Raw genomic sequence first — 17,914 nt, forward strand, 5'->3', positions numbered from 1 at the left:
ACGTCAAATTTGGTCGCACCATTCCCGGCGCCCCCTGCCGGAGGTGCCGCGACTCCTGTAAGCCCGTCCGCATGGCCAGAGACGGTGCGATCTATGTCTGTCAGTCCTGCGGGGCGGTTCACGGCAAGTGGGCGGGGCAATGCAGCGCCTGCGGCCAGTGGAACTGCATCGTCGAGGAAAGTCGCTCGGCCCCGCCGGGCGCGCTTAAGCCCGCGGCCAGCAGCCGGGCGCGCGGTCTGAACTTCGAGACCCTGCAGTCCGATACGCCCGAGCCGCCGCGCAACATCACCGGCGTGACCGAGTTCGACCGGGTCTGCGGCGGCGGCGTGGTGCCCGGTTCGGCCCTGCTGCTCAGCGGCGATCCGGGCGTCGGCAAGTCGACCCTGCTGCTGGAAGTGGCCGCCAAGGCGGCGCTGGCCGGGCGTCGCGTCGCCTACATCTCGGGTGAGGAGGCTGTGGAGCAGATCCGCTCGCGCGCCCGCCGCATGGGCTTCGAGAAAGCCCCGGTCGAACTGGCCTCGGCCACGGCCCTGCGCGAGATTCTCGGCACGCTGAAGCGCGAGAAGTTCGACATCGTCATCGTCGACTCGATCCAGACGCTGTGGTCCGACGCCCACGAGGCCGGGCCGGGTTCGATCACCCAGGTCCGCGCCTGCGCCAGCGAGATGGTGCGTCTGGCCAAGTCGGGCGGCCCCGCCGTTGTTCTGGTCGGGCACGTCACCAAGGATGGCCAGGTCGCCGGGCCGCGAGTGGTCGAACACATGGTCGACGCCGTCCTCAGCTTCGAGGGCGAGCGCGGCTATCCCTTCCGTATCCTCCGCGCCGGCAAGAACCGCTTCGGCGCGACCGACGAGATCGGCGTGTTCGAGATGGGCGACGCCGGTCTGCGCGAGGTCTCCAACCCCTCCGCCCTGTTCCTCGGCGAGGGCAAGGACCGCGCGCCGGGCGCCGCCGTCTTCGCCGGCATCGAAGGCTCACGCCCGGTGCTGGTCGAGGTGCAGGCGCTGGTGTCGAAGTCCGCCTATGGCACGCCGCGTCGCGCCGTCGTCGGCTGGGACACCGGCCGGCTGGCCATGGTGCTGGCCGTGCTGGAGGCCCGCTGCGGCATCGGCTTCGGCGATCAGGACGTCTATCTGAACGTGGCTGGCGGCCTGAGGGTCAACGAACCCGCCGCCGATCTGGCCGCAGCCGCCGCCCTGATCAGTTCGGCCATGGACATGCCCCTGCCGCAGGGCTGCGTGGTGTTCGGCGAGATCAGCCTGTCGGGCGAGATCCGCGCCGTCGGCCGCGCCGAGGCCCGGCTACGCGAGGCCCAGAAGCTGGGCTTCGATCAGGCCCTCTGCCCGGCCCTGACCGTGAAGGACAAGGGCGTGAAGATCACGTCCGTGAATCGCCTCGCCGAAGCCGTCGAACGAATCTCGCAGAACCGCTATTGATGTTCGGCAAGCGGAAGCCCGAGCGCCCATGACCGGTTTCGACGTCATCGCCATCCTGGTCATTCTGGGCTCGGCCGCCGCCGGCTGGGTTCGCGGCGGCACGCGCGAGATCATCACCCTGCTCAGCTTCGTGCTGGCGGCCTTCATCGCCCTTGTGACCCTGCCGCTGACGGCGCCGATCGGACGGGGACTGGTCGATCCGGATTGGGCGGGCACCATTCTGGCGGCCATCGCCTCCTTCCTGCTGATCTATTTCGGCATCCGCATCTTCGGCTCGATCCTGTCGAAGCGGGCGCAGGCGCACCCGCAACTGGGCGGGGTCGATCGCTTCGTCGGCGTCTTCGTCGGCGCGGCGCGCGCCTTGGTGCTGCTCGGCGCCATCCATCTGGTCGTCGTGGCGGCCATGCCGGGCGAGAAAACCCCGCGCTGGCTCAGCGAGGCGGCCCTGCGCCCGGTGACCGCCGGAGCCGCCCGACTGATCCAGATCGTACTGCCGGGCATCGGCCGGGGCGCCGACGCCCTGTCGCCGGTCGTCAGTTCATCCGTGAGCCAAGGGTTTTCCGGCGAAGAAGCCTTGCCCTCGCCCCAAACAAACAATACTTCGCCGCCGTCCGCCCCACGTTAGCGTTCCCCCTGCTTCATCGGAGCCCCACGATGAGCCGCCTCGACCATTCCATCGCCGCCCCCGTCGTCCATCGGGAGCACTATCGCGACGTCGAGGACGACCAGCTGCGCCTCGAATGCGGCGTCTGCGGCGTATGGGGCGCGGATCAGGACGACGCCTCCTCCATCGTGGCTCTGGGCCTCCACGCCCTGCAGCATCGCGGTCAGGAAGCCTGCGGCATCGCCAGCGTCCACGACCAGCGCTTCTACACCGAGCGCCACATGGGTCTGGTGGGCGAGGCCTTCGGCGGCGCCAATCTGGCCGAGCGCATGCCAGGCTCGGCGGCCGTGGGCCACACCCGTTACTCGACCGCCGGCGGTAGCTTCCTGCGCAACATCCAGCCGATGTTCGCCGATCTGGACCAGGGCGGCATCGCCATCGCCCACAACGGCAACCTGACCAACTTCAAATACCTGCACAGCCAGCTGGTCTCGGAAGGCGCGATCTTCCAGTCGACGTCGGACTCCGAGGTCATCCTCCACCTGATCGCCCGCAGCCGGAAGGCCAAGATTGTCGACCGCTTCATCGACGCCATCGGCCGGATCGAGGGCGGCTATGCCCTCGTCTGCCAGACTCGCTCGAAGATGATCGGCGCACGCGACCCGCTGGGCATACGCCCGCTGGTGCTGGGCCAGATGGGCGACGCCTGGGTGCTGGCCTCGGAGAGCTGCGCTCTGGACACCATCGGCGCGACCTTTGTTCGCGACGTCGAGCATGGCGAGGTCATCGTGATCGACCACGAGGGACTGCGCTCCATCAAGCCCTTCCCGGCCCGGCCGGCCCGCCCCTGCCTGTTCGAGTACGTCTACTTCTCGCGCCCTGACAGCGTCGTGAACGGCAAGTCGGTTTACGAGGTGCGCAAGCGCATGGGCCGCGGTCTGGCCCGCGAGCACGCGGTCGAAGCCGACGTCGTGGTGCCGGTCCCCGACTCGGGCGTGCCCGCCGCATTGGGCTATGCGCAGGAAAGCGGCATTCCCTACGAGATGGGCATCATCCGCAGCCACTACCTCGGCCGCACCTTCATCCAGCCCAGCCAGGGCGCCCGTCAGAAGGGCGTGCGCATGAAGCACAGCCCGAACCGCGAGGTTCTGGCCGGCAAGCGCGTGGTGCTGATCGATGACTCGATCGTGCGCGGCACCACCTCGGTGAAACTGGTTCGTGCGGTTCGCGCCGCCGGCGCCACCGAGGTCCACCTGCGCTCGGCCTCGCCGCCGATCCTCTATCCAGACTTCTATGGCATCGACATGCCGGAGCGGGATCAGCTGATCGCCGCCAACAAGACGCTGGAAGAGATGTGCGCCTATCTGGAGGTCGACTCGCTTGGCTTCCTGTCGGTCGATGGCCTCTATCAGGCCATGGAAGCCGGCCCGCGCGATCCGAACATGCCGCAGTTCACCGATCACTACTTCACCGGCGAGTATCCGACCCGCCTGCTGGACCGTGAAATTGAGGAAGGCGGCCGGGAGGACAACTCACGGCAACTTTCGCTGCTGGTGAGCGCCTGACATCCGGCGCGCCTTGGTCCGGTTTCGCTTCCGGTCGGAGAGACGTCGCGCTATCAGCGCGCCATGACTGATCTACCCCTGAAAGACCGCGTCGCCCTCGTCGTCGGCGCCTCGCGCGGCATCGGCTACGAGAGCGCCCTCGCCCTGGCGAAAGCCGGCGCGCATGTGATCGCCACCGCCCGGACGCAGGGCGCGCTGGAAGAGCTGGACGACGCGATCTTCGCGGCCACGGGGAAGCACGCGACCCTGATCCCGTTCGACCTCGTCGACGGCGGCGCGATCGATCGCATGGGCGGCGCGCTCTACGAGCGCTTCGGCAAGCTGGACATCTGGGTCCACACGGCCGCCACCATGGGCGCCGAAGGCCTGACGCCGGTCTCGAACGCCGACCCGCGCGGCTTTGCCAAGATCGAGAAGACCAACTTCACGGCCGTCTATCGCCTGATCCGCTCGCTGGAGCCGCTGCTGAAGAGCTCGGACGGCGCACGCGTCATTCATCTGACCACCAGCGTCGCCGCCGCGCCCAAGGCCTTCTGGGGCGCCTATGCCGCGACAAAGGCCGGCGCCGAGGCGCTGATGAAATGCTGGGCCGACGAGATCGAGTCGATGCCGATCCGCGTCTCCATCGTCGATCCCGGCCGCATGCGCACCCAGCTGCGGGCGCAGGCCTATCCCGGCGAGGATCCGGCGCAGCATCCGCTGCCGTCCGAGATCGGGCCGATGATCGTCGAACTGGCCCGTCCGGACCTGACTCCGCCGCTGGAGATCAAGTTCCGCGAGTGGAAGGGCGCTCCGGGCCCGGCAGCGCTGGTCTGAGGAACGGGAGACGCGGCGCATGACGAAACTGACCGGGTTCGTGCGACGCTACACCTCGATCTCCGCGGTCGTGCACATGCTGCGCAAGCAGGAACTGCACCTGCTCGACCCGCAGAGCTGGGACGACCGCAACGACCGCTACTTCATGGCCCTGTACAAGGAGGCGCGCGGCGCTGGCGGCCTCTACGGGCTGTGCGCGGCCCAATGCTCCGAGACCTATCACCACTGGCGCGTCTTCACCGGCACCGCAGACGGCGCCTGCGTCGAGCTGAATCGCACGCTGATGGAGGACGCCCTGTCGAAACTGGAGGGCATCCGCTTCGGCGAGGTCGATTACCTGAAGCTTCAGGAAGCCACGAAGCTCACAGCGAGGGATGTCGACCGCCTGCCCTTCGTCAAGCGCGAGGGCTTCAAGGCCGAGGAAGAATACCGGGTGATTGCGGAGACGCGGGAGCGACAGCAGCCCGCGCTTGGCATCCCCATGCCAATCCGCTGGGTCAACGCCGTCTATCTGAACCCCTGGCTTCCCCAGCCGATCGCCGACAGCGTGAAGGCCACGCTGCGCGAGCTGCCGGGCTGCAGCAAGCTGCGCGTCGTTCGCTCTCAACTGATCGACAGCGGTCGCTGGAAACAGGCCGGGGACATCGTCGCCGGAAAGCCGCGTCAACCCGCGCGGCCGACGCTCAAGCCGAAGGCGTGACGCATGTCCCGGCAGGCTGCGTTTCGCCCCTGAGACGTTGAACCATCGTGATCGTCGCGGCCCCGATGCGGCCATGCGGTCGTCAGCCGGTCGTATCGGGACGACTTCCTCGCCCGACTGGGGCGAGGCTGACGCCCTACTTCTTCGGCGCGTGCTTCTGGCCGGTGCGGATCCGGCCCGAACGCGAAACCTGACGGGCGCCGCCGCGCGCGCCCTTCTGGACCGCGATGGACGAGCCGGCCTTCTTGGACGAGCTGGCCTTCACGCCCGAGACGATCCTGGGCTGATGCTTGCGGGTCTTCTTCTGCTCCAGCGCCTTGCCGGGAAGGTTCGACAGAGCCTCGGCCTTCTCGGCCTTTTTCACCCGGCGCGGCGCGGTCTTGGCGTCACCCTTGTAGCGCTCCGGCCCCGACTTCGCGCCGCCCTCGGCATAGGGGTTGTCGCCGCTGGATTTGACGATCAGGCGGATCGGCGTGCCCGGCAAGTCGAAGCTCTCCCGGATCGAGTTGACCAGATAGCGCTTGTACTGCTCCGGCATCGACTCGGCCCGGCTGGCCATCAGCACGAACGTCGGCGGACGGGCCTTGGTCTGGGCGATGTATTTCGGCTTGATGCGCTTGCCGTCCACGGCGGGGGGCGGGTGCCGCTGGGTGGCCATGGACAGCCAGGTGTTCAGATCCTTGGTCTTCACCTTCACCGACCAGGTCTCGTAGGCCTGGATCACAGCGGGCATCAGACGCTCGACGCCGCGGCCCGAGTGGGACGACAGCACCACGAAGGGCGTGCCCTTCAGCTGGGGCAGCTTGTCCTCGGCCATGGTCTTGAGCTTGGCCATGCGGGCCTGGGGCTCTTCCTCAAGGTCCCATTTGGACGCGACATAGATCAGCGCGCGCCCTTCCCGCTCAACCAGATCGGCGAGCTGCAGGTCCTGGATGTCGAAGGCGTTGTCCTTGTCCATCATCAGGATCACCACCTCGGCGAAGGTGATGGCGCGGATGGTGTCGGCGACCGAAAGCTTCTCCAGCTTCTCCTGCACGCGCGCCTTGCGGCGCATGCCGGCGGTGTCGACGAAGCGGATCGCCCGGCCTTCGTACTCCCAGTCCACCGAGATGGAATCGCGCGTGATCCCGGCCTCGGGCCCGACCAGCAGGCGATCCTCGCCCAGCAGGCGGTTCACGAGGGTCGATTTGCCCGCGTTTGGACGACCGATGACGGCGATGCGGATCGGCTTGTCCGGCTCGTCGATCTCCTCGACGAAGATGTCGGCGCTGGCGGTCACGATCGCGGAATACAGATCCGCCATGCCTTCGCCGTGCTCGGCGGAGATGGCGACCGGCTCGCCGAAGCCCAGCGCATAGGCCTCGCCGATGCCGCCGCCGCTTTCGCGGCTCTCGGACTTGTTGGCCAGCAGGATGACCGGCTTGTGCTGGTGACGCAGACGGTCCGCGAAGATGCGGTCCAGCGCGGTCACGCCCTCGCGCGCGTCCATCATGAACAGGAGCAGGTCGGCGTCGTCGATCGCCGCCTCGGTCTGCTCGCGCATCCGTGCCTCGAGGCTTTCGTCTGTGACGTCCTCGTAGCCGGCGGTGTCGATCAGCGTCAGGTCGATGTCGCCGATGTTGCCGTCCGCATAGCGACGGTCGCGGGTCACGCCTGGCCGGTCGTCGACCAGCGCGAGGCGCTTGCCGACGAGGCGGTTGAACAGGGTCGACTTGCCCACATTGGGGCGGCCGACGATGGCGAGCTTGAGAGCCATGTCGGCCTTCTAACGCAAAAGGTGGGTTCCCGTCAGCGGATGCTGACGAGATCGCCCTTGTCGGTCAGGACGAAGACGGAGCCGTTGTAGGCCGCCGGAGCGATGAACGAGCCGGCGCCGAGCTTCAGGGAAGCCGTCTGGGCTCCGGTCTTCGGATCGAAGGCGACCAGATCGCCGTCCGAATTCACCAGCAGCAGACGATTCGAGGCCAGCAGCGGACCCGACCATTCCGGGGTCACCGTGCGATCCCAGAAGCCAAGGAAGCCGCCTTCCTGACGGATGCGGCCTTCATTCAGGTTGCGGGTCCAGTAGACCTGACCGGATTCGCGGTTGATGACGCTCAGTTCGCCGCTCTTGGACACAACATACACCACGTCGCCGACCGGCAGCGGAGCGTTGACGCCGGCGACCGGCAGCTGCCAGCGCGGCTGGCCCGAACGGGCGTCCATGGCCGCCATCACGCCCGAGTGACCGACCGCGTACACGAAACCACGGCTGACCACCGGACGGCCGGCGATATCGCGCAGTTCCGACAGGGCGCTGGTGCGGCTGGTGCGCGAGAGCACCTGATTCCACAGCGCCTGACCGGTCGAGGCGCGCAAGGCGACCACTTCGCCCGATGAGAAAGGCACGATCACCGTGTCGCCGGTGACTGCCGGGCTGGCCGCCCGCATGATGCGAGCCGGTTCCGGAATGCCGCGGTACGACCACTCCTGGCGTCCCGTATTCACGTCGAGGGCGACGATCTGGTTCTCGACATCGACCACGAAGACGCGGCTGCCCGACACGGTCGGCGCGCCGTGCACCGGCACATCGACCGGCGTGGTCCACAGGACCTGGCCGGTCGCCTGATCCAGCGCCGAAATGGTGCGATAGCCGGATGCAACGAAGACCTTGCCGCCGCCGACGGCGATACCGCCGCCGAAGCCGCCACGTTCGCGTCCTTCGGGACGGACATTCGTGCGCCAGGCTTGCGCGCCGCTGGAGGCGTCGAGGGCGCTGACGGAGGACTCGCCATCCATGGCGAAGACCTGGCCGCTGTCGGCGACGACAGGAGCCATCACCTGCCGGTCACGCGCCGAGCCTGCGCCGATGTTGCGGCGCCAGGCGACGGTGAACTCCTGCGCCCCGATGACATGCTCGATCGCGTTCTCGGCGTTGCCGCCGGGCTGCGTCCACGCCGTAGCCGCTTGGGGACCCGGAACGAAGAAGTCGCGTCCCGACAGGGCCGCAGACGGCGCCAGTTGCTGGTCGAACTCCAGAACGGAGATGCGCTCGCCCGCAGTCGCGGTGGCGCGCGGCTCGTCGCTTCCGCCGAGGCCGAAAGGCAGGGCCCGTCGAACGGAACCGCAGGAAGCGACGGTGACGGCCAGACCGCACAGCAGGGCGACTTTGAGCACGCGATTCATGACGGGCGTCCTGGAGGCTGTGATCACTGGGCGGCCGGAGCCGGAGCGGCGGCCGGGGCCGGCGCCGCCTGAGGCGCAGCGGGAGCGGCGGGAGCAGCGGGCGCTGCAGCCGCACGATCACGGATCGCCTTGATGTTTGCAGCCGCACCGCCGTCGATTGCGGCGATGGCCACATCGGCGCGCTGGCTGACGGCCTGGGGCGTGCCCAGCTCGTTCTTCAGCACGACGAGGATTTCCCGCGCCTGCGGGGCCTGACCGTGCTGCAGCAGGGCCATGGCCTGGGCTTCACGGGCGAAGGAGCTGAACGGGCGCTTGGCGTCGGCCAGCGGCTCGAGACGCGCCTGAATGTCTTCCAGTGAGGCGGTATCCATGGCCAGCCACGCGGCCTTGAGTGCGGCGTTGTCGGCCAGCAGCGGATCGCGCGACGCCTTGGCGGCCTCGTCGAGGTGGGCGATCGCCTCGGGGATACGGTTCTGCTTCACGGCGATATCGGCGCGATGCATCAGGGCCATGGCCTTGTAGGCGCCGTTGCCTTCCTTGGCCGCCTGGGCGAACGCCGCGTCAGCGCCGACCGGGTTGTTGGCCTCCAGCGATTCGAGGCCGCGCTCGTAGGCGATCGAGGCCTTGTCGGCCTTGGAGGTCTGCATGCTGTCCCAGCCCCACCACGCCAGAGCGGCGATCAGGGCGACCAGAAGAACGCCGCCCACGACGGGCAGCCAGGTGCGGGCCAGCCGCTTGTAGCGGTCGGAGCGAAGCTCCTCCTCGACCTGATCGAAGACATCAACCACGAAAAACTCGCCCCAAATCGCTGAAATTCAGTCCGCGCGGACCCTAGAGGGTCCGTCGCGCCCCCGCAACGCAGCCTTTGCTACGCCACCGGCTTTTTCGAGAAGTAGGTCTCGACTTCGGCAGGAAAACGGCGGGATCGGACGTCTTCTGCGTAGGTGGCGACCGCGTTGTCGATCTCCTGACGCAGGCCTGCATAGCGGCGAACAAATTTCGGCGTCCAGTCGAACATGCCCAGCATGTCGGAAGACACCAGCACCTGACCGTCGCAGGCCGCCGAGGCCCCGATGCCGATCGTCGGCTTGTCGATGGCCTCGGTGATCTCCCGCGCCAGCCTCTCGGCCACGCCCTCGATCACGACGCAGAAGGCGCCGGCGTTGGCTGTGTCATGCGCCGACTGCAGGATGCGAGCGTACTCCGCCTCGTCCTTCCCCTTGGCTTTGAAGGTCCCATCAATGTTGATGGACTGGGGCAGCAGACCGACATGGCCCATCACCGGGACGCCACGCTTCACCAGATAGTCGATGGTCGCCGGCGCGGTCGGGCCGCTCTCGACCTTCACGGCCTGGGCTCCGGTTTCCTTCAGCACCCGCGCGGCGTTGGCATAGGCGGTCTCGAACCCGGCCTCGTAGCTGCCGAACGGCATGTCGATCACGACCATGGCCCGCTTGGCGCCGCGCATGACAGCCTGACCGTGCAGGATCATCATGTCCAGCGTCACGCCGACGGTGCTGGTCATGCCATGCACCGCCATGCCGAGGCTGTCGCCGACCAGCAGGATGTCGCAGTGCGGATCCATGATGGTGGCCGACGGCGCGTCGTAGCAGGTCAGCATCACAATGGGCTCGCCGCCCTTGCGTCCCCGAATGTCGGGCACGGTCACCCGGCGGGCGGTATCCTGCGTCTGGCTGGACATGGGGAGGGCTCCAGGCTGCTGAAGAGGCTGGATAGCCGCCTACGCCCTCCCCGTCACCTCAGACTTCCTGCGACAGGCGCATCACCCCGGCCGCCGCGAGGGCGATCAGGCCGCCCGCGACGATCCAGAACATCTGCATCCCGCCCATCGCGCCCAGATCCAGCCCGCCCAGACCGGCCGAACTCAGGCCCGACTGCATCGCGTTCTGGCCATTGACCGAGATCGTCCGCAGCCCCTGCTCCAGAGCGCCGGTCGCCGAGGCGCCGTCGGAGTTGAAGTTGACCGTCAGGGTTTCGCGCACCGCGATCACGCCGCCGACGACCCCGGCCAGCGCCAGGGCGATCGAACGAACCGCCGACCCCTTCTGGAGCCGCTGCTCGACCTCGGCGGTGAACAGGGCCGCGTCGGGCATGGAGGGCGTTCGGGCGAACAGGCGCTCGATATCGGGATCGAATTCGTCAGCCGACATGCTGCGCCCTCCCCATCCCGTCCGCGGGCTGCAGCCGCGCACGGAGTTTATCCAGACCACGTTTGACATGTGACTTCACCGTGCCGAGTGGCAAATTCAGGGCGGTTGCGATCTCGGAGTGGGCCATGCCCGCCCCGTGACACAGGGAAACGCACAGACGCTCCGGCTCGCTCAGAGCCTTCAGCGCCTCGTCGAGATCGACCCGGCCGGAAGGGTCGGGCTGATGGCCCTCCTCCTCGTTCGCGGTTTCGGCGACGTAGCGCGCCTCCTTGGCCACCCGTTTGATGTAGAGCCGGGCCGCGATGCGCTTGACCCAGGCGGCGAATGTTCCCTCTCCCCGAAACTCGGCGCACCGCTCGAACGCCTGGATGAAGGCGTCCTGGGCGATGTCGTCCGCCAGCGCGGACTGGGCGCCCATGCGGCGCAGCAGGGCGCGAACCGCCGTGCCGTGCCGACGCACCAGCTCGCCGAACTCCCGACGTCCACCCGCCGCCGCGGAGGCGGCGAGCTCGACATCGTGTCGATCCATCAAGGCCTGAGCCATGAGACGTCCCCTGTCCTGGCCCGCCTCAGTCCTTGTTCTTGTTGAAGAAGCTCAGGACGATGAAGGCCAGACCGATGGTGGTCGGGATGGCGGCGAGACCCAGCATGCCGGTGTCGAAGTTGTTGCCGTCCCAGTCGTTGCCGAAGCTGCCGCCGGTGATGTAGCCGAAGGCCGCCATGCCGATGCCGATGGCCAGCCAGATTACGCCGCGGCGGATGTCGCGGGTCCGCGAGGGCAGATTGCGCTGAACGTCCTGGGTCAGGGCGTTGATGACGTCGGCGGGCAGCTCCTGCCCCTTGTCCATCGCATGGCGCAGGGTGGCCTGCATCTCGCGCTTCTCCTTGCTCTTCAGCCAGGTCGGTCCAACAATGATGGCCGTGATGGTGCCGAAGACGGCGAAGATCGCGAAGATCGGGATGAAGTCTTCCATGATTAGTCCCCTTGTCCTGTGAGCCGGAGCCTGACGCTGCGGCCTTCTGACGACAAGAGGCGCCGGGACGTAGCTATGGATGCGCAAAGCCGCGTGAAACTTTCGTAAGGCGCACCGACCCGGCTACAACGCCGGCCAAAGCAGAGGAATCGCCATGCTGGATCGCCGCTCTCTCCTCGCCGGCCTCGCCGCCGCTCCGCTGGCCGCCTGCGCCACGACCGGCGCGCCGGGCGGCCGACCGCTGAAGCTGGTCACCTTCAACATCTGGCACAATCTCGGCGACTGGACAGCGCGCCAGCCCCTGCTGATCGAGGCCATCCGCAGCGCCGACGCCGACGTCATCGCCCTGCAGGAGGTGCTGGAGGACGCGGCGGTCAACCTGCCGAACCAGGCCCGCACCATCGCCGAGGCGCTGGGCGGCTACGAAATGCATTTCTGCTCGACCGACGCCGAGGGCGCGCCCCGGCGCTACGGCAACGCGATCCTGTCGCGCCTGCCGGTGCTGGCGCACGACTGGAAAAAGCTGGAGCCGCTGGACGATTACCGCACGGCCTTGCGCGCGCGGGTGTCCTTCGACGGACGCGCCATCGATATCGTCAACACCCACCTGGCCTGGCAGGCGGACGCCGCGCCGGTTCGCGCGCGTCAGATCGCCGACCTGATGCAATGGCTTCCTCACGACGGCACGCCCCTGATCGCCATGGGCGACTTCAACGCGGTTCAGGAGGATGCCGGTTTGAACGTCCTGACCGGCGAGCGCTTCTTCAGCGCCATGCCGCGAAACGCGGTCCCGACCACGCTTAATCCGGCGAAGAATCACCCCGACCGGGTCATCGATCACATCTTCGCCGAGGCGGCGCATTTCGCGCCGGGGTCATGGTCGCTGCTGGGGAACACGCCGACGAACGGCGAATATCCGTCGGATCACTTCGGCGTGGCGGCGACCGTCACCCTGCGCTGAAGGCCGGTCACGGCCCACAAACCCACCCCAACCGCAACGGTGCTGGCGCCCAGCACGAGGGCCAGCGGCTGGATCAGAACGGCCAGTTCGATGGACAGCCCGGCCAGAACCGGCTGCAGCGCCCACAGCACGATGCCTGCGATCAGGGCCCAAGGCGACAGCGCCACGACCGTCAGCCACGCGCGCCGGCGGGCGATCCGCTCGGCCACATCCGCCTCGAACGCATAGTCGCGCGCGGGCGGCGCGTCGGCGGCGAACAGGGCGTCGAGTTTCTGTTCAGGCGTCATCGGGTCCTCCGAGCGCTTTCAGCAGTCGCGCCCGTCCGCGCGAAACATGGGACTTCACCGTCCCCAAAGGCAAGCCCAGCGCCGCCGCCGCATCCCCGTGCGACCAGCCGTCGGCCAGACACAGTGCGACGCAGGCCCGAACCTCTTCGGGCAGTTCCCTCATCGCATCGGCAAGGGCCATCTTCTCTTCGGCGGAGATTCCGGCCGGCGGGTCGATGGTCTCCAGCCAGCCTGCATCCCGCGCCGCGCCGCGCCGCGCGCCGCGGATCCGGTCCTGCGCCTTGCGCCACGCAATCCCGCACAGCCATGGTCGGAAGCCCGCAGGATCCTTCAGCGTGCGCAGGCTGGACCAGCCGGTCAGGAAGGCTTCCTGCGCGATGTCGTCGGCCTCGGCCCAGCCACTGCCCAGGAACCGGCGCAGGAAGGCGCGCACGGCGGCCTGATGCCGCTCGACCAGACGCGAGAACGCCTGATCGGAACCGGCGAGCGCCCGGCCCACCAGCTCCGCATCGGACAGCGCCCCCTGCACGCTCCGCGTCTCCCCCGGCTCCCTCCGTCACCGGTCCTTACGGGTGGTCAGGGCGCTGATCAGGGCCCAGACCGCCACTGCGCCCATCACGAAGGCCACGATGGTGAAGGCGCCGCTGCCGCCATCCATGTCGGTATAGTAGCCCGCGCCGATGAAACCGGCGCTCAGCGCCGTGAACAGGCCGAACAGCGACCAGTAGTTGGCGGGCTGCCGCGGAGCGGAGGCCGAGCCTCCGGTCCACGGGTCATCGTCCAAAGGGCGCTGCAGCACCTTCAGAAGCGCCTCGGGCGGCTCCTGTCCCTTCTCGGCGTAGGTGCGCAGCAGATTCAGCGCGTCCTTCTGGCGTCTGTAGCCGAGGAAGCTGTTGAAGGCTCCCGCCAGCATGAAGCCGACCGGAAAGATGAGCCACCAGAACTGATAGAACAGTTGGACCATTGTCTTTCTCCCGCGAGCCCGACGCCCGCCCTTTGTCCTGTAGTCGCCGCCGTTCGCCCGCATGGATGCGACCGGACGGAATTTCTTCGTCAGCATGCTGAAACGGTCAAGCCGGGATCGGGCGCGTCGCAACCGGCCCATGCGCAGCCGCGTTGGCTCTGAGCCCCTGACCTCCCCGCAACAGGAGAAACACCATGGTCCAGATCACCTATCGTATCGTCGAGCACGACGGCGGCTGGGCGTATCAGCTCGGCCAGACCTACTCCGAGACCTATCCCGATGCCGAACTCGCCCGCGCCGCAGCCACGGCCGCCGCTCGAGAGCAAAAGGTGCCTGACGAAGACTCCCTGATAGAATATGCTGACGCCTCGGGTCGTTGGATCACCGAGCGCGCGGACGGGCATGATCGCCCCGAGACGCACGTCGAAGGGTGACGACGCAACGGGTTGTGATCTCGGATACGGTAGGCTTGAGCGATGTGGGCAGGTAGTTCTCCGGCAATGTCATTGGAACCGGTTACATGCCCACAAACACTCGCCCTGATCCTGTCCGTCGATTGCTGCTCGCGGGGGGGCTGATGGCGGCTGGAATGATGATGGCGCCGCGAATCGCGACGGCGCAGGCCCGCGATAACCTTGATCGTGTAAACGCGCTGATCGCGCGCATGACGATCGAGGAGAAGGCCGGACAGCTGAATCTGCAGAACGATCCGTTCCGCTGGCGCCCCGAGGGCGTGAACCCGGGCGACGCCCTTGACGCCAACCAGGAACAGACGGCTGAGGACATCAAGGCCGGTCGCATCGGCGCCCTGTTCAACGGCGTCGGCGCCTCGACGACCCGTCTGGTTCAGGATCTGGCCATCAAGGAAAGCCGCCTCGGCATTCCGCTGCTGTTCGCCGCCGACATCGTCCACGGCCTGCGCACCACCTTCCCGGTCCCGCTGGGCGAAGCCGCCAGCTGGGATCTCGACCTGGCCGAGCGCACGGCGCGCGCCGCGGCCGTCGAGGGCGGCGCCTCGGGCGTGCACCAGACCTATGCCCCCATGGTCGACGTCGCGCGCGATCAGCGCTGGGGCCGCGTGGTCGAGGGCGCCGGCGAGGATGTGCTGCTGAACAACCTGCTGGCCGCCGCCCGCACCAAGGGCTTCCAGGGCGATGACCTGACCCACTGGTCGTCGCTGGTCGCCACGCCCAAGCATTTCGCCGCCTATGGCGCGGCCGAAGCCGGGATGGACTACAACTCGACGGACATGAGCGAGCTGGAGCTCCGCTCGGTCTATCTGCCGCCGTTCAAGGCCGCCCTCGACGCCGGCGCCCTTTCGGTCATGAGCGCCTTCAACGATCTGAACGGCATTCCGACCAGCGGCAACGAATGGCTGCTGACCGACATCCTGCACGGCGAGTGGAGCTTCGCCGGCTTCGTGGTGTCTGACTACACCTCCGAGGCCGAACTGGTCGCCCACGGCTTCGCCGCCGACGGCCGTGACGCAGCCCGCATCGCCCTGATGGCCGGCGTCGACATGTCGATGAAGAGCGGCCTTTACCTCGAGCACATTCCGGGACTGGTCGAGTCTGGCGACGTGCCGATGTCGCGCGTCGATCAGGCTGTCCGCCGCGTCCTGATGACCAAGGCCGCGCTGGGCCTGTTTGAGGACCCGTACCGCGGCTCGGACGTCGAGACCGAGCGTCGCGTGCACGGCAGCCGCGATCACCTTGCCCTGGCCCGCGAGGCCGGTCGCAAGTCGATCGTCATGCTGAAGAACGAGGGCGGCGCCCTGCCCCTGCCGAAGACCGGGAAGAAGATCGCCCTGATCGGGCCGTTCGGCGGCGACCGGGCCGACGTCTTCGGCCCGTGGTCCATCTTCAAGGACACCGATCTGGCTGTCTCGATCGAGCAAGGCGTGCGCGCCGTTGTCGGGGCCGACGCCGATCTGACCGTTGTTAAGGGCTCGGATGTCGAGGATGCGCTCGAGGGCGGCATCGAGGCCGCCGTCGCCGCCGCCAACGCCGCTGACGTCGTCCTGCTGGCCATCGGCGAGTCCAGCGAGATGTCGGCAGAGTCCAAGTCGCGCGTCGACATCGGCATCCCGGCCCCGCAGCTGGCGCTGGCCGAGGCTGTCGCCGCCACGGGCAAGCCGGTCGTGGTCCTGCTGCGCAACGGCCGCGGCATGGAGCTGGCGCCGGTCGTTCAGGACGCCGACGCCATCCTCGTCACCTGGTTCCTCGGCTCGGAGAGCGGCAACGCCATCGCCGACGTGCTGTTCGGCGACCACCAGCCGACGGGCCGCCTTCCGGTCAGCTTCCCGTTCCGCTCAGGCCAGTCGCCGTTCTACTATGCGCACAAGGCGACCGGTCGCCCGTCAAAGCCTACAGACCGGGAGTTCACCTCCAAGTTCCGCGAGGTCCCGCACGCGGCCCTGTATCCATTCGGCTTCGGCCTCGGCTACGGCACGGTCAGCTATTCGGCCACGACCCTGTCCTCGGCTACCATGGCCCGCACCGGCCAGATCACCGCCACGGCCACCCTGACCAACGACAGCGACCGCGAGGCCTCGGAACTGGTCCAGCTCTATATCCGCGACCGCGTCGCCTCGATCACCCAGCCGGTGCGGCTGCTGAAGGCGTATCGCCGCGTGTCGGTGCCCGCCGGTCGCTCGGTCGAGGTGTCGATGACGCTGAAGCCCGAGGACCTGCAGTTCATGGGCCGCGACCTGCGCATGACGCTGGAGCCCGGTCTGTTCGACGTCTGGCTGGCCCCGGACGCCCAGGCCGGCGAGCCGGCCCAGTTCACTCTGGGCTGATCGGACTCAGCCGAACGCGGCCGCATACTGCTCCGGCTTGAAGCCCACCAGCGTGCGGTCGCCCAAGTCCAGCACCGGCCGTTTGATCATCGACGGCTGCGCCAGCATCAGCGCGATCGCCTTGTCGGCATCAATATCCGCCTTGTCCGTGTCCGGCAGGGCGCGGAACGTCGTGCCCGCCCGGTTCAGAACCACCTGCCACCCGTGCGCCTCGACCCAGCCCTTCAGCGTCTCCCGATCGATCCCGGCCTTCTTGTAGTCATGGAAGGCGTAGGCCTGGCCGTTCTGGTCCAGCCAGACGCGGGCCTTCTTGACGGTGTCGCAGTTGGGGATGCCGTAGAGGGTGTGGGTCATGAAAGTTCGATACTCTCTGGTCGCGCGCGGCTCTTTGCGCTGACTTGCCGTGATACGGATTCTTCTGATCTATCCATGAGGGGAGATCAGTGAGGAGGCATGATGCAGCTCGGGATCCGTTCAAGGGAAGCGCTTCTCGGCAGATTGAAAATCGGCGCCTTGGCCGGTTTCATTCCCCTGTCCGCCGGGCTGCTGTTGCCGCCTGTCTATGCCGGTCCCATCATGACGGCGATGCTCGTGATAGCCGCCCTCGCCTTTGCGGGTAAGGGGACGCTGCCTCACTATGACGTTTCATCCGTCCCCGCAGACGCACGGCGCAGGTTTCTGGTTGAGAGCTCATGCTGGATGCTGGCCGCGCTCGTCTCCTACGGTGTCGTGTTCGCCTTGTTGTTCATCGCCGCCCCTTTTTCGACCAAGGCCGGTTTCGGTCACCTTGCGCTGATCGCCGCAACGATCTCGTGGATCATGTTCATCCGGAGCAGCGAGCGCCACCTGAAACTTGCGGGATCGAACGCCTCGCGCTGACCTCTCACGCACCCCTCGGCGACAGGCCCGCGTCGCGCAGACTCCAGCCGGTTGACTCATTTAACCATTAAGTTTAATTCAACCTCAAACAACAGGGAGACCGCTCATGTCCGCCTTCGATCAGAAGCTCATTCCCAGCCTGTGGTTCGAGAAGGACGGCGAGGAGGCCGCGAACTACTACGTCTCGCTGCTGCCGGACTCGCGGATCGAGACCATCATCCATGCGCCGGCGGACTTCCCGGACGGCCGGGCCGGTCAGGTCCTGACGGTCGAGGTGACGCTGGCGGGCCAGCGCTACACGATCCTGAACGGCGGCCCGATGTTCAAGCTCAGCGAGGCCTTCTCCATCCAGATCATGTGCGATGATCAGGCCGAGGTGGATCGCCTGTTCACCGCCCTGTCGGCCGTGCCGGGCTCCGAGCAGTGCGGCTGGGTCAAGGACCGCTGGGGCCTGTCGTGGCAGATCGTGCCGCGCCGAATGATCGAACTCATGACCGAGGGCGACGCGGCGCAGAAGCAGCGCGTCTTCAACGCGATGATGGAGATGAAGAAGCTCGACATCGCCGGGCTGGAGGCCGCGGCGAAGGGCTGA

General features: G+C 67.6%; 21 protein-coding genes. 10 read left to right on the forward strand and 11 right to left on the reverse strand.

Annotation, left to right across the window (positions count from 1 at the left end):
* Positions 1 to 71: 71 nt before the first annotated feature.
* The 5 genes from radA to ABDZ95_RS10940 all read left to right on the forward strand — a co-directional run bounded on the left by radA (position 72) and on the right by ABDZ95_RS10940 (position 5,121).
* A complete protein-coding gene (gene radA / locus ABDZ95_RS10920) occupies positions 72 to 1,436 on the forward strand; it encodes a DNA repair protein RadA (RefSeq protein WP_343793607.1) in 1,365 nt (454 codons plus the stop codon).
* 28 nt (positions 1,437 to 1,464) lie between these two features.
* The gene (locus ABDZ95_RS10925; protein ID WP_343793609.1) at positions 1,465 to 2,061 is read left to right on the forward strand and encodes a CvpA family protein; all 597 of its coding nucleotides are present in this window, start codon (positions 1,465 to 1,467) and stop codon (positions 2,059 to 2,061) included.
* Between the two features lie 29 nt (positions 2,062 to 2,090).
* Positions 2,091 to 3,605: an amidophosphoribosyltransferase gene (purF, locus tag ABDZ95_RS10930; protein WP_343793611.1), complete on the forward strand. Its 1,515-nt coding sequence runs from the start codon at positions 2,091 to 2,093 to the stop codon at positions 3,603 to 3,605.
* 63 nt (positions 3,606 to 3,668) lie between these two features.
* Positions 3,669 to 4,421, forward strand: a complete 753-nt coding sequence (locus ABDZ95_RS10935; RefSeq protein ID WP_343793613.1) for an SDR family NAD(P)-dependent oxidoreductase — start codon at positions 3,669 to 3,671, stop codon at positions 4,419 to 4,421.
* 19 nt (positions 4,422 to 4,440) lie between these two features.
* Positions 4,441 to 5,121: a hypothetical protein gene (locus tag ABDZ95_RS10940; RefSeq protein WP_343793615.1), complete on the forward strand. Its 681-nt coding sequence runs from the start codon at positions 4,441 to 4,443 to the stop codon at positions 5,119 to 5,121.
* 136 nt (positions 5,122 to 5,257) lie between these two features.
* Here ABDZ95_RS10940 and der read toward each other — a convergent pair whose 3' ends face one another.
* The 7 genes from der to ABDZ95_RS10975 form a co-directional block, all read right to left on the reverse strand.
* Positions 5,258 to 6,877, reverse strand: coding sequence for a ribosome biogenesis GTPase Der (gene der / locus ABDZ95_RS10945; protein ID WP_343793617.1), 1,620 nt, complete (start codon positions 6,875 to 6,877; stop codon positions 5,258 to 5,260).
* A 32-nt stretch (positions 6,878 to 6,909) separates the two neighbouring features.
* Positions 6,910 to 8,286, reverse strand: a complete 1,377-nt coding sequence (locus ABDZ95_RS10950) for a PQQ-like beta-propeller repeat protein (RefSeq protein WP_343793619.1) — start codon at positions 8,284 to 8,286, stop codon at positions 6,910 to 6,912.
* Between the two features lie 23 nt (positions 8,287 to 8,309).
* Positions 8,310 to 9,074 (reverse strand): tetratricopeptide repeat protein, encoded by a 765-nt coding sequence (locus tag ABDZ95_RS10955; protein ID WP_343793621.1) that lies wholly within the window; start codon positions 9,072 to 9,074, stop codon positions 8,310 to 8,312.
* A gap of 80 nt (positions 9,075 to 9,154) precedes the next feature.
* Positions 9,155 to 9,988 (reverse strand): 3-methyl-2-oxobutanoate hydroxymethyltransferase, encoded by an 834-nt coding sequence (panB, locus tag ABDZ95_RS10960; protein ID WP_343793623.1) that lies wholly within the window; start codon positions 9,986 to 9,988, stop codon positions 9,155 to 9,157.
* A gap of 58 nt (positions 9,989 to 10,046) precedes the next feature.
* The gene (locus ABDZ95_RS10965; RefSeq protein ID WP_343793625.1) at positions 10,047 to 10,457 is read right to left on the reverse strand and encodes a hypothetical protein; all 411 of its coding nucleotides are present in this window, start codon (positions 10,455 to 10,457) and stop codon (positions 10,047 to 10,049) included.
* Positions 10,447 to 11,001 carry an RNA polymerase sigma factor gene (locus ABDZ95_RS10970; RefSeq protein ID WP_343793627.1) on the reverse strand — a complete coding sequence of 185 codons (555 nt, stop codon included), beginning with the start codon at positions 10,999 to 11,001 and terminating at the stop codon, positions 10,447 to 10,449. The genes ABDZ95_RS10965 and ABDZ95_RS10970 overlap by 11 nt, the downstream gene beginning before the upstream one ends.
* 25 nt (positions 11,002 to 11,026) lie before the next feature.
* Complete coding sequence (locus ABDZ95_RS10975; RefSeq protein WP_343793629.1) at positions 11,027 to 11,431, reverse strand: DUF6249 domain-containing protein; 405 nt, start codon at positions 11,429 to 11,431, stop codon at positions 11,027 to 11,029.
* A 154-nt stretch (positions 11,432 to 11,585) separates the two neighbouring features.
* Here ABDZ95_RS10975 and ABDZ95_RS10980 point away from each other — a divergent pair, with 154 nt between their 5' ends.
* A complete protein-coding gene (locus ABDZ95_RS10980) occupies positions 11,586 to 12,392 on the forward strand; it encodes an endonuclease/exonuclease/phosphatase family protein (protein ID WP_343793631.1) in 807 nt (268 codons plus the stop codon).
* Here ABDZ95_RS10980 and ABDZ95_RS10985 read toward each other — a convergent pair.
* From ABDZ95_RS10985 to ABDZ95_RS10995, 3 genes are read right to left on the reverse strand one after another with little or no spacing between them, the layout of a single operon-like run.
* The gene (locus tag ABDZ95_RS10985) at positions 12,356 to 12,679 is read right to left on the reverse strand and encodes a hypothetical protein (RefSeq protein WP_343793633.1); all 324 of its coding nucleotides are present in this window, start codon (positions 12,677 to 12,679) and stop codon (positions 12,356 to 12,358) included. The genes ABDZ95_RS10980 and ABDZ95_RS10985 overlap by 37 nt on opposite strands.
* Positions 12,669 to 13,208, reverse strand: a complete 540-nt coding sequence (locus tag ABDZ95_RS10990; RefSeq protein WP_343793635.1) for an RNA polymerase sigma factor — start codon at positions 13,206 to 13,208, stop codon at positions 12,669 to 12,671. Before ABDZ95_RS10990 ends, ABDZ95_RS10985 begins: the two co-directional genes overlap by 11 nt.
* A 27-nt stretch (positions 13,209 to 13,235) precedes the next feature.
* Positions 13,236 to 13,643, reverse strand: coding sequence for a hypothetical protein (locus tag ABDZ95_RS10995; RefSeq protein ID WP_343793637.1), 408 nt, complete (start codon positions 13,641 to 13,643; stop codon positions 13,236 to 13,238).
* Between the two features lie 194 nt (positions 13,644 to 13,837).
* Between ABDZ95_RS10995 and ABDZ95_RS11000 the strand changes: the two genes are divergently transcribed.
* Both ABDZ95_RS11000 and ABDZ95_RS11005 read left to right on the forward strand, forming a co-directional pair.
* Positions 13,838 to 14,077, forward strand: coding sequence for a hypothetical protein (locus ABDZ95_RS11000; RefSeq protein WP_343793639.1), 240 nt, complete (start codon positions 13,838 to 13,840; stop codon positions 14,075 to 14,077).
* A 230-nt stretch (positions 14,078 to 14,307) separates the two neighbouring features.
* Positions 14,308 to 16,443 carry a glycoside hydrolase family 3 N-terminal domain-containing protein gene (locus ABDZ95_RS11005; RefSeq protein ID WP_343793641.1) on the forward strand — a complete coding sequence of 712 codons (2,136 nt, stop codon included), beginning with the start codon at positions 14,308 to 14,310 and terminating at the stop codon, positions 16,441 to 16,443.
* Positions 16,444 to 16,449: 6 nt separating this feature from the next.
* On the opposite strand, the gene ABDZ95_RS11010 is transcribed toward ABDZ95_RS11005, so the two are convergent.
* The gene (locus ABDZ95_RS11010; RefSeq protein WP_343793643.1) at positions 16,450 to 16,797 is read right to left on the reverse strand and encodes an ArsC family reductase; all 348 of its coding nucleotides are present in this window, start codon (positions 16,795 to 16,797) and stop codon (positions 16,450 to 16,452) included.
* Positions 16,798 to 16,899: 102 nt separating this feature from the next.
* Between ABDZ95_RS11010 and ABDZ95_RS11015 the strand changes: the two genes are divergently transcribed.
* Positions 16,900 to 17,322 carry a hypothetical protein gene (locus ABDZ95_RS11015; protein WP_343793645.1) on the forward strand — a complete coding sequence of 141 codons (423 nt, stop codon included), beginning with the start codon at positions 16,900 to 16,902 and terminating at the stop codon, positions 17,320 to 17,322.
* A 106-nt stretch (positions 17,323 to 17,428) separates the two neighbouring features.
* Entirely contained in the window at positions 17,429 to 17,914 is a 486-nt protein-coding gene (locus tag ABDZ95_RS11020) for a VOC family protein (protein ID WP_343793647.1), read from the forward strand.

This window comes from Brevundimonas kwangchunensis (assembly GCF_039523815.1).
GTDB lineage: Bacteria > Pseudomonadota > Alphaproteobacteria > Caulobacterales > Caulobacteraceae > Brevundimonas > Brevundimonas kwangchunensis.

Excerpts from the sequence above, each read along its gene's own strand:
- ABDZ95_RS10925 (WP_343793609.1), top strand. The coding sequence starts at position 1,465 with ATGACCGGTTTCGACGTCATCGCCATCCTGGTCATTCTGGGCTCGGCC.
- ABDZ95_RS10980 (WP_343793631.1), top strand. The coding sequence starts at position 11,586 with ATGCTGGATCGCCGCTCTCTCCTCGCCGGCCTCGCCGCCGCTCCGCTG.
- ABDZ95_RS11015 (WP_343793645.1), top strand. The coding sequence starts at position 16,900 with ATGCAGCTCGGGATCCGTTCAAGGGAAGCGCTTCTCGGCAGATTGAAA.
- ABDZ95_RS10965 (WP_343793625.1), bottom strand. The coding sequence starts at position 10,457 with ATGTCGGCTGACGAATTCGATCCCGATATCGAGCGCCTGTTCGCCCGA.
- ABDZ95_RS10985 (WP_343793633.1), bottom strand. The coding sequence starts at position 12,679 with ATGACGCCTGAACAGAAACTCGACGCCCTGTTCGCCGCCGACGCGCCG.
- ABDZ95_RS10975 (WP_343793629.1), bottom strand. The coding sequence starts at position 11,431 with ATGGAAGACTTCATCCCGATCTTCGCGATCTTCGCCGTCTTCGGCACC.
- ABDZ95_RS10950 (WP_343793619.1), bottom strand. The coding sequence starts at position 8,286 with ATGAATCGCGTGCTCAAAGTCGCCCTGCTGTGCGGTCTGGCCGTCACC.
- ABDZ95_RS10935 (WP_343793613.1), top strand. The coding sequence starts at position 3,669 with ATGACTGATCTACCCCTGAAAGACCGCGTCGCCCTCGTCGTCGGCGCC.
- der (WP_343793617.1), bottom strand. The coding sequence starts at position 6,877 with ATGGCTCTCAAGCTCGCCATCGTCGGCCGCCCCAATGTGGGCAAGTCG.
- ABDZ95_RS10995 (WP_343793637.1), bottom strand. The coding sequence starts at position 13,643 with ATGGTCCAACTGTTCTATCAGTTCTGGTGGCTCATCTTTCCGGTCGGC.
- ABDZ95_RS11020 (WP_343793647.1), top strand. The coding sequence starts at position 17,429 with ATGTCCGCCTTCGATCAGAAGCTCATTCCCAGCCTGTGGTTCGAGAAG.
- radA (WP_343793607.1), top strand. The coding sequence starts at position 72 with ATGGCCAGAGACGGTGCGATCTATGTCTGTCAGTCCTGCGGGGCGGTT.
- panB (WP_343793623.1), bottom strand. The coding sequence starts at position 9,988 with ATGTCCAGCCAGACGCAGGATACCGCCCGCCGGGTGACCGTGCCCGAC.
- ABDZ95_RS10940 (WP_343793615.1), top strand. The coding sequence starts at position 4,441 with ATGACGAAACTGACCGGGTTCGTGCGACGCTACACCTCGATCTCCGCG.
- ABDZ95_RS11005 (WP_343793641.1), top strand. The coding sequence starts at position 14,308 with ATGACGATCGAGGAGAAGGCCGGACAGCTGAATCTGCAGAACGATCCG.
- ABDZ95_RS10970 (WP_343793627.1), bottom strand. The coding sequence starts at position 11,001 with ATGGCTCAGGCCTTGATGGATCGACACGATGTCGAGCTCGCCGCCTCC.
- ABDZ95_RS11010 (WP_343793643.1), bottom strand. The coding sequence starts at position 16,797 with ATGACCCACACCCTCTACGGCATCCCCAACTGCGACACCGTCAAGAAG.
- ABDZ95_RS11000 (WP_343793639.1), top strand. The coding sequence starts at position 13,838 with ATGGTCCAGATCACCTATCGTATCGTCGAGCACGACGGCGGCTGGGCG.
- purF (WP_343793611.1), top strand. The coding sequence starts at position 2,091 with ATGAGCCGCCTCGACCATTCCATCGCCGCCCCCGTCGTCCATCGGGAG.